Origin of the sequence: Nocardia sp. NPDC057455 (assembly GCF_042802775.1) — a bacterium.
Taxonomy (GTDB): Bacteria; Actinomycetota; Actinomycetes; order Mycobacteriales; family Mycobacteriaceae; genus Nocardia.
Genome location: NZ_JBHVDM010000023.1, coordinates 1 through 13,080 on the forward strand (window position 1 = coordinate 1; position 13,080 = coordinate 13,080).

Annotated in this window: 10 protein-coding genes; 4 read left to right on the forward strand and 6 right to left on the reverse strand. The window is 68.5% G+C overall.

All coding sequences use genetic code 11. The features are described 5' to 3' along the window. Positions 1 to 2,057 (reverse strand): ATP-binding protein (locus ACFU5M_RS12155; protein WP_379048038.1); only part of this gene is annotated, 2,057 nt, incomplete at its 3' end. 276 nt (positions 2,058 to 2,333) lie between these two features. Between ACFU5M_RS12155 and ACFU5M_RS12160 the strand changes: the two genes are divergently transcribed. From ACFU5M_RS12160 to ACFU5M_RS12175, 4 genes are all read left to right on the forward strand, one after another. After that, positions 2,334 to 2,690, forward strand: coding sequence for a VOC family protein (locus ACFU5M_RS12160; protein ID WP_379048041.1), 357 nt, complete (start codon positions 2,334 to 2,336; stop codon positions 2,688 to 2,690). Between the two features lie 59 nt (positions 2,691 to 2,749). Continuing rightward, positions 2,750 to 3,223, forward strand: a complete 474-nt coding sequence (locus tag ACFU5M_RS12165; protein WP_379048044.1) for an iron chaperone — start codon at positions 2,750 to 2,752, stop codon at positions 3,221 to 3,223. Positions 3,224 to 3,431: 208 nt separating this feature from the next. Beyond that, positions 3,432 to 4,895 carry a hypothetical protein gene (locus tag ACFU5M_RS12170; protein ID WP_379048047.1) on the forward strand — a complete coding sequence of 488 codons (1,464 nt, stop codon included), beginning with the start codon at positions 3,432 to 3,434 and terminating at the stop codon, positions 4,893 to 4,895. A 365-nt stretch (positions 4,896 to 5,260) separates the two neighbouring features. Continuing rightward, the gene (locus tag ACFU5M_RS12175) at positions 5,261 to 6,613 is read left to right on the forward strand and encodes a cytochrome P450 (protein WP_379048050.1); all 1,353 of its coding nucleotides are present in this window, start codon (positions 5,261 to 5,263) and stop codon (positions 6,611 to 6,613) included. Positions 6,614 to 6,692: 79 nt separating this feature from the next. On the opposite strand, the gene ACFU5M_RS12180 is transcribed toward ACFU5M_RS12175, so the two are convergent. From ACFU5M_RS12180 to ACFU5M_RS12200, 5 genes are all read right to left on the reverse strand, one after another. Next, complete coding sequence (locus ACFU5M_RS12180; protein WP_379048053.1) at positions 6,693 to 7,964, reverse strand: dihydrolipoamide acetyltransferase family protein; 1,272 nt, start codon at positions 7,962 to 7,964, stop codon at positions 6,693 to 6,695. Between the two features lie 17 nt (positions 7,965 to 7,981). Beyond that, complete coding sequence (locus ACFU5M_RS12185; RefSeq protein WP_379048056.1) at positions 7,982 to 8,965, reverse strand: alpha-ketoacid dehydrogenase subunit beta; 984 nt, start codon at positions 8,963 to 8,965, stop codon at positions 7,982 to 7,984. Positions 8,966 to 8,984: 19 nt separating this feature from the next. Then, positions 8,985 to 10,154, reverse strand: a complete 1,170-nt coding sequence (gene pdhA / locus ACFU5M_RS12190; protein ID WP_379048059.1) for a pyruvate dehydrogenase (acetyl-transferring) E1 component subunit alpha — start codon at positions 10,152 to 10,154, stop codon at positions 8,985 to 8,987. 11 nt (positions 10,155 to 10,165) lie between these two features. After that, positions 10,166 to 11,617, reverse strand: a complete 1,452-nt coding sequence (gene lpdA, locus ACFU5M_RS12195) for a dihydrolipoyl dehydrogenase (protein WP_379048062.1) — start codon at positions 11,615 to 11,617, stop codon at positions 10,166 to 10,168. Positions 11,618 to 11,774: 157 nt separating this feature from the next. Then, the gene (locus tag ACFU5M_RS12200) at positions 11,775 to 12,971 is read right to left on the reverse strand and encodes a PucR family transcriptional regulator (protein WP_379048065.1); all 1,197 of its coding nucleotides are present in this window, start codon (positions 12,969 to 12,971) and stop codon (positions 11,775 to 11,777) included. Positions 12,972 to 13,080 lie beyond the last annotated feature (109 nt).

A 13,080-nucleotide genomic window follows, 5' to 3' on the forward strand; every position in this document is an offset into this window, starting at 1 on the left:
CCGACTTCGGCCTGGGCCGCCTCGCCGAGCGCGTCGATCAGCTCGTGGGTGCTTGCCGGAGTACTGGTGGCAGACTCGAGCAGCGCCATCCGCCGCCGCGCGATGGCCGCGGCGGCGAAAGTGTCGCCGGCCAAGCTGTGCGCGCCGGCGAGAGTGTCGAGTGCGGCGGCCTCGGCCAGCGGGTCGCCCGTGCGGTGCGCGAGTTCGACCGCATGTTCGGCACGGGCGATGGTGTGCGACACGGCGTCGTCGGGTGAGTGCTGGGCGGTGAGGGCATCGGTGAGCGTCCGGCCGGTGTCGGCCAGCGCCACGGCGGCCTCGGCAGCAGGGTCGTCCCCGGCGAGCTCGCGCGCTTCGGTGATGAGTGCGACCGCCTCCTCCGGTGGCAGCGGCCGGACGAACTTGCTCGCGAACCGGTACGCGTCGGCGGCGGCGGTCGCCAGGTCGCGGGCGGCGCCGGCGGAGTCACCGGACCGGAGGGCGGCCTCCGCGGCCGCACGGTGCAGCCGGTGCATGTCGTCGCCCCGCATCTGGCATCCCGCGGCGGAAGCGGCGTCCCGCAGCATCGAGGCGACGGTGGCCGGGTCGTCGGCGAGCGCGGCAGCCTGCTCGTAGCGCATCTGGGACTCGCCGATCAGATTCCGGGTGAAGCACAGTCGCGCCAGGTGCTGGGCGAAACGGGATGCCTCCGCGCGCCGCTCCGGCCGCTCGCCCGCCCACGCCATCGCGGCGCGGAAGTCGTCGGCCACCGCGTCGAATCGTGGCCGCCAGTCCGCTCCCACCACCGCCAGCTCGCCGGCCCCGGCCAGGCACCAGCTCAGGTGCCGGGTCCGGATGTCCTCCAGTTCACCTGCCTCGGTGAGCCGCTCCATCCCGTATTGACGAATGGTTTCCAGCGCCCGGTATGCGGTACCGCTGGGGGAGGCCGTCACCACCAGCAGGCTCTGCTCGGCGAGCCGGGCCAGGCCGTCGGCGACAACACTTTTGTCGGACCCGGCCACTTCCGTGGCGGCCGCGACGGTGAACGACTTCACGAACACCGACACCCGGCGCAGCAGCATTCGATCGTCCGGCTCGAGCAGGGCGTGACTCCAGTCCAGCGCTGCCCGCACCGAGCGGTGCCGGTCCTCGGCACGCGAGCCGCCGGCCAGCATCCGCAGCTGGTCGGACAATCCGGCTTCGAGGCCGTCGAGCCCGAGCGTGGTCCAGCGGGCCGCGGCCAGTTCGATCGCCAGCGCCACCCCGTCCAGCCGCGCACAGAACGCGGCGACCTCGTCGCGGAGCGCATGATTCGGCGGCCAGCCACCGGCCGCCGCGCGGTCCATGAACAATTCGACCGCATCCGATGCGCCCTCGCCGGTCAGCGACATCGGCGCGACGGCGTACACCCGCTCGAACGGCACCATCAGCCGAGCGCGGCTGGTCGCCAGCACCGTCACACCGGGGCATGTCGCGAGCAACCGTTCGATGAACGGCGCCACCCCGTCGCGCACGTGTTCGCAGTTGTCCAGCACCAGCAAGGCATGACGGTCGGCCAGCGCGGCCGACACCGTCTCGTCCATGGCACGGCCGGGCTGCTCGCCGAGGCCGAGGGCGAGGGCGACCGTGCCTGCGACCACGCAGGAATCCGCGCCGGCGATCGGGACAAGGTCGACGAACCACACCCCGTCGGGGTACTCGGAGGCGATCTGCGCGGCCACGGTCAACGCGAGCCGGGTCTTGCCCACTCCGCCAGGGCCGACCGCGGTCACCTGCCGATGTTTCCCGAGCATCTGGGTCAGCTCGGCCCGCTCTCGGGCGCGGCCGATGAACGAGGTCAGTGGTGTCGGCAGTAGCGGCGCCGGGTGCGACCGGTCCGCGCGAGCCGGAAGGGACGCACGCTGAGCGAGGGCCCGCCGATCCGGTACCTCCAGTTTGCGCAGGAGCGAGGAGACATGGCTCTCCACGGTCCGCACGGAGATGAACAGCCGCGCCCCGATCTCGGCGTTGCTGAAATGTTCCCCCACCAGCGCCAGCACCTCGGCTTCCCGAGCCGAGATCTCCACCGTCGCCGCCATGGCACCGATTCTGCCGTATTCGCCGCGCACTCATACTCTGCGGTTTGTTTCCGGTGGTGGGGAGCTGATTCCGGCCTGCTCGCCCGGCCCGCGAAGCGGGACCTCCGATGAGCACCGCAGCACCCGCGTTGGACGATCCGTGCCGCGATCAGTGGTCGGTTCCGTGGTCGCCACGGATGTGCGCGGGCCGCGCCGGAGGAGATGCTTTGAGCACGTTCGGTTCGCCTCGACAGGCGGCCACCAGGAACAACGCGACCGACGAATTCAGGAGTGATCATGACCAGCTCTCCCACCCAGGGAATCAAGACCGTGCTGCATCCGGTGTCGGACCTGGCGGCGGCCAAGGCGTTGTACGCCGCTCTGCTCGGTGTGGCGCCGCAGACCGACACGTCCTACTACGTCGGCTTCGAGGCCGAAGGCCAGCACATCGGGCTGGTGCCGAATGGGGGCCCGCAGGGCATGACCGCACCGGTGGCCTACTGGCACGTGCCGGACATCGAGGTGAAGCTGGCGGAGGTGACCGCCGCGGGAGCCACCGTGACCGAGCATGCGCACGACGTCGGCGGCGGCCGCCTGGTCGCCACCGTCACCGACACCGATGGCAACGTCCTCGGGTTGATCCAGGACCACTGAGCGCCGAATCCCCAAAACACCATCCCCTCATCCGACATCGCCACGAAGGAAACCAGCTCATGAACGCGCAGAAGTCCGCTACCCGTACCACCACGAAGACCAAGGCTTCCGTCGGATTCACCGACGAGGAACGAGCCGCGATGAAAGAGCACGCCCAAGAATTGAAGACGGCGGCGCGCCGGGGTTCGCGAGCGGCCAAGGCGGACGGGGAGCAAGACGTGCTCGCGAAGATCGCCGGAATGCGGGAATCCGATCGTGCCATCGCCGAACGATTGCACGCCATCGTCAAGACCAGCGCTCCGGAGCTGTCGCCGAAACTGTGGTACGGCATGCCCGCCTATGCCAAGGACGGCAAGGTTCTGTGCTTCTTCCAGAGCGCGGAGAAGTTCAAGTCGCGGTACGCGACATTCGGTTTCAACGACATCGCCGCCCTCGACGACGGCACCGTGTGGCCGACCGCTTTCGCACTCACGAAGCTGACCGCCGCCGACGAGGCGCGGATCAGCGACCTGGTGCACCGGGCGGTGGGCTGAAGACCGGGCCTGCCACTGCACGACAGTGGCAGGCCGGGCACTCCCGGTCGGCTCAGGCTCGTTCGCCGCAGCGTTGTGCCGGTTCCACCATCTCGCATCCGGATGGAACCGACCACGCATCCGGAACGTCCTACTGAGTACTGTAGGAGAACAAGGACGAATGCCGCAGTGTGGCGGCGCTCGTCCGAAACTGACCGGGGGGGTTGGGATGGTTGTCGCCGCGGCGAGCCAGGAAGTCCTGATCGCGGGTGGTGCGTCACCACGTGCGAAGTTCGAGCGCCAATTCGTCGCGCTGTATGCCGCGGCGGGGAGCCCGTCATTGCGGGCACTGGCGGCATCAGCGCAGCAACGAGCGCAGTCGGTGAACGCCCAGCACGCGGGACCGGTGTCGGCTCAACGGATCAGCGATTGGAAGGCTGGACGGAACGTACCCGCCCGTTTCGAGACATTGCTTCCGGTATTGCTCGTCCTCATCGACCGTGTCCGTCGGCGCCGAGCCGAGATCCGGTCCGACCTGGTCAGCCTGAGGCTCTGGAAGACGCTCTGGGAGCATGCCAAGCCGGCAACGATGCGCCGCGCGGCGGCAGCGGCGGGATCCCCGTTCCGGGGCGCCGCGCACTACACGGGTGCGGATACCGCATTCTTCACCGGGAGGGATCGCGCGATCCGAGAGGTGACCGCGCTGGTCGATGCGGCCGCGGATGCTCGCGGACACCAGAGACTTCTCGCCTTGGTCGGTGCCACCGGTACCGGCAAGACCTCGCTGCTGGAAGCCGGCCTGGCCCCTGCCTTGAGGTCGTCGACGACATCGCGATGGGAGGTGCGAACGACTCGATTGGGCGACGACGCCGTCGGCTCGCTCGAGGCCGCGATCGCGGAATCGGCGCGTCGCGGCCGCTCCGCCGGGGATCGTCAGCTGGTCATCATCGACGGGTTCGAGTGGTTCACAGCGCCCTGTCGCGATGACGAGACACAGGCCTCCGTTGTGCGGCTTCTACTCTCGCTGACCGAGGTCGCCGTCGTGCTGATCTCACTGCGCGCGGATGGCGTCGTAGGCTGTCGCAGGTTCCCGGTGCTCGCCGACACACTCGCCCGGCGCAGCTACCTGCTCGCCGCGATGGATCTGGACGAGCTACGCACGGTGATCACCGAACCGCCACGGCGGCACGGGATCAAGGTGGAGCCCGGTGTCGAGGAACTGCTGCTCACAGCCATTGTCGGCGGTATCCATCGGCGTCGCCGCAGAGTGGAAGCGAGCACCCTCTCGATCTTGTCGGCGACGATGCATGCCATCTGGCAAGAACGAGAAGCCACGCGCCTCACCGTTGCCGGCTATCGACGGGTCGGGGGTGTCGAAGGGGTGCTGCACGAAGCGGCGGAATCGGTCTGGGCCGAGCTCTCAGCGAGGCAACGGTCCCACGCCAAGCGATTGATCCTCAGCCTTGTCTCGGTGCGCCGGGACGCCGACGAAGCCCGTCGCAGAGTGTCCTACCCCGAGTTGTCCTGCCTCATGAGTGGGTCCGCCGACCGAGCGGCCGTACTGGAGAGACTCATCGAGTCGCGGCTGGTGACCATTGCCGCCGACCATGTGTGCTTGAGTCACGATCTGGTGCTTGCGTGGCCGCGCCTGACGGAATGGCTGGAAGCCGGCCGACCCGCTGCCGCTGGGTGATCCGCGCCTGCCGATCGGTCGCCGACCGGCCGAAACCGCCGGTTTCGGCCGGGATTCGGCCTGCCGGGGTGCCGGCCATGCCGGGCCACACGCTCGGTGCGGTCGAACCACGTGATCGGGACCTACTGGCTCCTGCGAGACGTCCGGACCGGACGGATCTTTTCGCTGTCGACCTGCACTGTCCGCGAATGGAAGGTCGGTCGGCATTGCCCGCACGGTGGAGGCGATCGATGATCGGTGCTGCCGGAACATCGTCCGGCAGCGAATTTAGGGGGTGGAAGTATGCGGCGATATGTAAGCATGCTCGTTCTGCGCGTCAAACGGTCTCGAGTCACTCATGCCTATCTCTACGCGACCTGTGATCAATGGCCGCCGTTCCCGAGCTGAGTGCGCACGGTCGGGCGAGGCGGAGAATTCCCCGGCCGCCCGGCCGTCCGCTCGTCGGTGATCTCGCAGCGTATCAACACGATCCGATCGGGTGGATGGTCGGCGCACGAGTGGCCTACGGCGATGTCGTGCAACTCGCGCCCGGGATCGTGGTGCTCTTCGACCCGGACGCCACACACCGCGTGCTCAGCGAGACGAACGTGAACTACGTCGTCGACTCCGGACGCCTCGCCGGCGCACGCAGCCGACGCGAACGCCTGTCCAGACTGTCCACCTGGAAACTGATTCGCCGGGACCTGTGGCACGGATTCGACTCCGAACTGGTCGACGCGCACGTCCGCCGGTATCGGGAATGGATGGGCGGTGCGGATCTCGACCGCGACGCCGGATTGGTGGATGTCTGTCGTGACCTGTGCGGCCGTGGAATCGTCGATTTCTACTTGGGCGGCGACCGCGGCACCGCGGCACTGGTCACCGAAATCCGCGCCGCAGCCGACCAGCTGTTCGCTCGTTCGTTGGAAACCCTGGACCGAGCGGAAGCCCGCGTCCGCTGGTGGCCCAGACCACACGCGGCTCGAGCGGATTCGGCGAACCAGCGGCTCGTCGAACTGCTGGGGGAGGTCATCCGCCAGCGAGCCGCCGAGCGCCGTTCGGCACCTGCGCGCGATGCCCTCGACGTGCTTCTCGCGGCGTGCGGCGGAGTCGCGGACGATGGGCTCCTCGGAACGCTGCGCATGGCTTTGTTCGCATCGCACGGAGTGCCCGGTGTCGCGTTGTCCTGGCTGCTGCTGCGGCTGGCCGCCGATGCCGGCCTGCGGACCCGGGTACTCGACGAACTCGACGGCGACCCGATGGTCACCGGATCGGTGGCGACCGACATCCCGTACACCATGGCCGTGATCCGTGAGACGCTGCGCCTGCATCCGCCGCAGTGGATTCTGTCGCGTACCGCGGTGCAGGACACGGAGATCGGCGGCTACCGGGTCAAGGCGGGCTGGGAGGTGGTCATGTGCCCCTACCTGTTGCACCGCGATCCCGGCGCGTGGGCCGAGCCCGAGCGATTCGATCCCGGCCGCTGGCTGAATGCCACCCCGCACCCTCGCCACTCGTATCTCCCGTTCGGCTCCGGCACCCGCATCTGCCCGGGATCACAACTGGGCATACTCCAGATGGTCTCGGCCGTACAACAGCTGTTCACCCACTACGAGCTGTCACTTCCGCAATTCGACACGGTGACACCGGCATTCACGACCTTGCTTCACCCGGCGAACGTCACGCCAGGGTGGCATCGTCGGCCGGAACACCGGTCGCAGGGCGGTCCGACCAGCTAGGGGCGCGGACACACCTGGCCGCCGGGGGGCTGAAGGTAATTCGGTGCCGCGCTCGTGGGGAATGCGCCCGGCCCTGCCATCAGGTCACTATCCGGAGGGGATGTTCGAGCAGCGCTTTCAGCTGTTGCAGGAACCGCGCGGCCACGGCTCCGTCGATGGCGCGGTGGTCGGCGGACAGGGTGACCCGCAGGATTTTCCTGGTCACCACCCGATCGTCGTCCAGCCGCAGTTCGTCGGTGGCCGCGCCGACGGCCAGGATGGCGGCCTCCGGTGGGTTGATCACGGCGGTGAAGTGCTCGATGCCGAACATCCCCAGGTTGGAGATGGTGAAGGTGCCCCCGCTCATCTCGTCGGTGCGCAGCTTGCGCTCGCGGGCGCGTTCGGCTTTGTCGCTGCTCTCCGCGGCGATTTCGGACACGCTCTTGCGATCGGCGTCGCGCAGCACCGGCACGAGCAGGCCCGCGGGGGTCGCGACGGCGATGCCGAGGTGAACCCCGCGGTGCCGCAACAGCTTGTCGCCCGCGAAGGAGACGTTGACCGAAGGGTTGGTCCGCAGCGTCACGGCCACGGCCTTGACCAGCAGATCGTTCACGCTGACCTTCCCCGTGCCGGTCTGTGCCAGCGTGGCGTTGACCTGCGCGCGGAAGGCGAACAGCTCGGTGACATCGATCGCGGTGGTCAGATAGATGTGCGGGGCCTGCTGTTTGCTCTCGGTGAGCCGCGTGGCCGAGACCCGTTGAATGCTCGTCAGCGAGATCTCCTCGTAGTCGCCCGGAGCGGGAGAGGAGGATCCGGTCGAGGAAGCGAGGACCACTTCCGTGGGCGGGTCGAGTTCGGCTGCGCGATGGGCGGATTCGACATCCTGCCGCACGATGCGTCCGCCCGGGCCGGTACCCACCACGCTGGAGATGTCGACACCGAGTTCGGCGGCGATCTTGCGTGCCAGCGGCGAAGCCTTCGTTCGCTCCGACGATCGGCGGGGATCCTCAGCGGCGGGTCCGGTGGCGGTGAGAGCCGGAACTGCGCGGCCGCCGGGCTCGGCGCCGTTCTCGGGAAGCGGTGCGGGCGCTTGCTCGATGGGCGCGGTGGGCGGGCTGCCGGTCGCGACGGTTGCGCTGCCGTCGCCGATGAGACCGATCGGGGTGCCGATCGGCACCCGCGCACCCTCCGCGGCGAGGATCTGCTCGAGAACGCCGTCGTCGTAGGCCTCGAGTTCCATGAGGGCCTTGTCGGTTTCGATCTCCGCGAGGACTTCGCCTCGTTCGACCGGATCGCCCACCCGTTTGAGCCAGGAGACGATGACGCCTTCCTCCATGGTGTCGGAGAGGCGAGGCATGGTGATTTCGGGCATGGATGCTTCCTCGGGTCTCAGCGTCGCTTACCGACTGCCGCGAGGGTTTCCACCGCGGCGGTGTAGAGCGAATCGGCCGACGGCAGGGCGAGCCGTTCGAGCGGCTTGGCATAGGGCAGCGGTACCTCGGCCATGGCCACCCGGCGAACCGGGGCGTCCAGATAGTCGAAGGCGCCGTCGGAGATGGAGGCGGCGACCTCCGCGCCGATTCCGTAGGTGAGCCAGTCGTCCTCACCGATCACGGCGCAGCCGGTCTTGCGGACGGACTCGACCAGGGTGGCACGATCCAGTGGGCGAAGGCTGCGCAGGTCGACGACCTCGGCGGAGAATCCGTCGGCGGCGAGTCGCTCGGCGACCTCGGTACAGACCGTGGCCATGCGGGAGTAGCCGATCAGTGTGATGTCGCGGCCGGTCCTCGTGACCGCGGCCTTACCGATGGGGGCGGCCGGGAGATCGTCCGGCACTTCCCCTTTGGTGTTGTAGAGCGACAGGTTTTCCAAGAACAGCACCGGATCGTCGTCTTCGATGGCGGCCTTGAGCAGCGCTCGCGCGTCGGCCGGAGTGCTCGGCGCGACCACTTTCAGACCCGGTACGAACGCGTAATACAGCTCGATGTTCTGCGAATGTGTCGCGCCCAGCTGCTGCCCGCCGCCGCCGGGGGTGCGGATGACCATGGGCACGCTGGTCTGCCCTCCGAACATGCCGTAGATCTTGGCGGCGTGGTTGACGATCTGGTCCAGCGCCAGCAGCGAGAAGTTGATCGTCATGATCTCCACGACGGGGCGCAGGCCGAGCATCGCGGCGCCGATGGCGGCACCGACGAAACCCTCTTCGGCGATAGGAGTGTCGCGCACCCGCTTCTCGCCGAATTCGGCCAGCAGGCCCGCGGTGATCTTGTAAGAGCCTTCGAAGATGCCGATTTCCTCCCCGATGAGGAAGATATCGTCGTCGCGCCGCATCTCCTCGCGGAGGGTTTCACGCAGCGCTTCACGATAGGTCATGACAGCCACGGTGATGTCCTTAACTGGTGAAGAGCGGATCGGCGGGCAGGCGGCGTGAGTCGCCCGCCACGGGCGTCGCGTAGTTGTAGTCGAACAAGCTCGACGGTTGCGGGTGCGGACTGCTCGCGGCGAATTCGACCGCCGCGGCGACCTCGGCGCTCACCTCGGCTTCCAGCGCGGCCACAGCCTGATCGCTCAACACACCCGCGGCGAGCAGCGCGTCGCGCCACCGGACGATGGGATCGTTGCTCCGGGCCACCGAAACGGCCTCCTCGGTGCGATATTTCGCCGGATCGACGACCGAATGGCCCTTCAGTCGGTAGCTGACCGCTTCCAGCAGCGCGGGCCGGCGCTCGCTGCGGGCGGTTTCGATCAACTCACCGGCCACCTCGCGCACGGCCAGCACATCGGTGCCGTCGACACGCTCACCGCGCATGCGGTAGGCGGCCGCGCGCTTCCACAGATCCGGTTCGGCGGAGGAGCGTTCGACCGTGGTGCCCATCCCGGTCTGATTGTTGATCACCAGGAACACCACCGGTAGGCGCCACAGAGCCGCGATGTTCAGCGACTCGTGGAACGCGCCGATATTCGTGGTGCCCTCACCCATCTGGCACACCACCACGTCGTCTTCGCCGCGGTAGTCGATGGCCAGCGCCGCGCCGACGGCCAACGGCACCTGGCCGCCGACGATGGCGTACCCGCCCAGCAGGCGGGTCGCGGTGTCGTACATGTGCATGGAACCACCCCAGCCCTTGGAAGTGCCGGTCGAGCGGCCGTAGAGCTCGGCCATGACCCGGCCCGGCTCGATACCTTTGGCCAGCGCGTAACCGTGCTCACGGTAGTTGGTGAACAGATAGTCGGTCGGGCGCATGGCCGCGCCGAGCCCGACCACGGTGGCCTCTTCGCCCAGGTTGAGGTGGCAGTAACCGCCGATCTGTGCCTGCTGGTAACTCTGTGCGGTGCGCTCCTCGAACCGGCGCACGAACAGCATGTCGCGAAACAGCCCGCGCAGACTGTCGGGGTCCTCCGCGGTGATGCGCGCATCGACCGGGTTCGCCGAGGAATCGATGCGGGTTCGGGCGGAAGCGTCGTCGCTACCGCGATCTTCGGCGATCGGCGCGGATGCGCGGGTGGTCGCCGACCGAGTCGTCTTGCGACTCGGTCGCCGGGGTGTGGTGCTGGTGGTCACGGCGGGGCTCCTCAACGCTTCCGGGGCGCGATGTGCACGGGCAGTCCGAGACCGGCCAGGGCCGCCTCCATGCCGATCTCGCCGAGAGTGGGGTGGGCGTGGATGGTGTCGGCGAGCTCGTCGAGAGTCGCCTCCAGCGAAATGGCCAACGCGCCTTCGGCGATCAGGTCACTGGCCGACGGGCCGATGATGTGCACCCCGACCACTTCGCGATGACGCTGTCCGGCAACAATCTTCACGAATCCCTCGGTCTCGCCGAAGGTCTGGGCCCGGCCCAGCGCAGCGAAGGGAAAACGCGCGGTGACGACGTCGTGCCCGGCGGCGCGGGCCTTCGACTCGGTGAGCCCGACGCTCGCGATCTCCGGGTGGGTGAAGGTGGCGGCCGGGATCGCGGTGTAGTCGATGCGCGCCGGGTGACCGGCGATCACGTCCGCGGCGGTGAGCCCCTGATGCGACGCGACGTGCGCGAGCAGGGCGCGCCCGGTGACGTCTCCGATGGCGTAGACGTGCTCGACGCCGGTGCGCAGCTGCTCGTCGACGGGGATGAAACCACGAGCGTCGGTGTCGATTCCCACGACGTCCAGTCCGAGATCGGCGGTGTTGGGACGGCGTCCGACGCCGACGAGTACCACGTCCGCGACGAGTTCCCGCGCGTGCTCGCCGGTCACGCTCACCCGCAATGCGTCGGTGTGCGCGATGGCCTCGACCGTGGAGCCGGTGAGCACGGTGATGCCGCGCTTGGTGAACGACCGTGCCAGGGCGGCACCCAGGTCGGCGTCCTCCAGCGGGACGAGTGTGTCCTGCACTTCGACGATGGTCACCTGGCTGCCGAAGCTCGCGAACAAGCTGGCCCATTCCGCGCCGACCGCGCTACCGCCGATGACGACGAGGCGTTCGGGCACGTCGGTCAGCCCGAACGCTCCGTCGGAGGTGATGACCCCCGGCAGATCCGAGCCCGGGATCGCCAGCCGGGCGGGCACCGATCCGGTCGCGATGATCACGTCGGTCGCGCTGATCGCCCGCGTGGCCGTGGCCGTCGGCGCGGCGGCGTAGCGGGGGCCGCCGGGGAAGATCGGCGATGGGGCCGCCTCGAACACCTCGACACCGGTGGGGCCGGTGAAGCGGGCGTGACCCTCGATCACCGTGACATCGTTGGCGGCGAGCAGGCTCGCCACACCGTCGGTGAGTTGCTCGACGATGCCGTCTTTGCGGTGGCGAACCGCGGCGAAGTCGTAGCGCACATTGTCGGCGTGGACACCGAAATCCGCGGCAGTGGTGATGGTTTGGAAGATCTCAGCGGATCGCAGCATCGCTTTGGTCGGAATGCAACCCCAGTTGAGACAGACCCCGCCCGGGCGCTCCTTCTCGACCAAGCCGACCCGCAGGCCGCGTTGGGCCGCGCGGATGGCGGCGACGTACCCGCCGGGGCCGCCGCCGACCACCAGGAGATCGAAATCCGGCACTCGTGGTGCTCCTCGTCCTCGATGATTCGATCCACCATCGGTTGTGGGGTGGATCATCGCTATCGAGTGTTGCCGTTGCAGGATGCACAGACAATTGCCACGAAGCCCAGTAGTGCGGTGAGCCGATTGGGCGCTGCGCCCAATCAGACGACCGGGGTCAAGTTTCGTCCGAGGTGCGAGCGAGGTCTAGCGCGGCCAGTGCCAATGACAGTTCGACGTAGTTGCGCTGGCCTTCGATCGGGTGGCCGAGCAAGGTCGAGATGCGGTGGAGCCGGTTGATGACGGTGTTGCGGTGGCAGTGCAGCCGTGCCGCGGCGTGGGCCGCGGAGCAGTCGTGCGCCAACCAGGCCGCCAGGGTGTCCAGCAGTGTCGCGCATTCGGTCGCGGGCAATGCCAGCACCGGACCGAGAGTGTGGGTGACCAGCATGTCGGTCAGGTCGGTCGAGCGCACGAGCAGCGCGTGCTGGAAGCGCTGATGCAGCGGCACGAGCCCGGTCGCGTCACGGGGCAAGGTCTGCAAGGTCAGGAGTGCCCAGCCGTGCGCGGTGCCGACCTGCGCCAGGCCGCCGACGGCGGGCGAGGCGCCGGCTCGACCGCGGATATGTGGTTCGATCCGGCGCAGGACCGCGGCGACGTCGTGGCGCTCGGTCGCTATCAGCCCGACCGTCGAGTCGACGCGATCGTGCCACACCGATCGGATACCGACCGCGGCCAACGCTGTCTCTGTGCCGGTGTGCACCGCCTCGCCCGCACCGCGGGCGACCACGACGAGAAAGGCGCTGCCGGCCGGAAGGTTCAGCTCACGCGCGGCGCGCGCGGCGAAGGTGGTGTCGTGGGCGCGGCCCGCGAGCAGGTCTTCGATCAGCGCGTGCCTGCGGCGCTCGTCGCTGCGCAGCTGCTCGAGTTCGGTATTCCGGTAGGAGGTGACCAGCGACGAGGACAGCGCGTCGATCACGGCCCACAACGCGGTGCCCGCCGCACGAATCTCGCCGGGAACGAGTTCGTCCGCTTTGTCGAGCAAGACCTCCCACACGATCCGGCCGCCGAGCCGGAAAGTGCGCAGCATGGCCTCCAGCGGCACACCCTGTTCGGCACGGCGGCGGCCGATGGACGCGGCGACCTCGTCGTCGAACGCGGTGGTCGGAGCGCCCAGCAGATCGAGGATGCGGGTCACGTATCGGCGGCAGCCATCGACGAGGTCGGCGCGGGCAACCGTCGAGTAATCGGTCCACTCGGGATTGTCGGTGAAGATCTCCGAGATCAGCCGGTCGGTCAGCGCCGGAATCTCCGCACGACAGGCTGCCGCCAGTTCCTGCGTGCGCGTTTGCGGAATCGCCTTCTTCGATGTCGACATGTCGCTCGGGGCCCTTCTTCCTCGGCCGTGCGCTACGACTGCGTTAGCGGCGGCGTACCACGACGGTATAGCTGTCGACAGGCGCTATGGACAGCCGTGGCCGACCAAC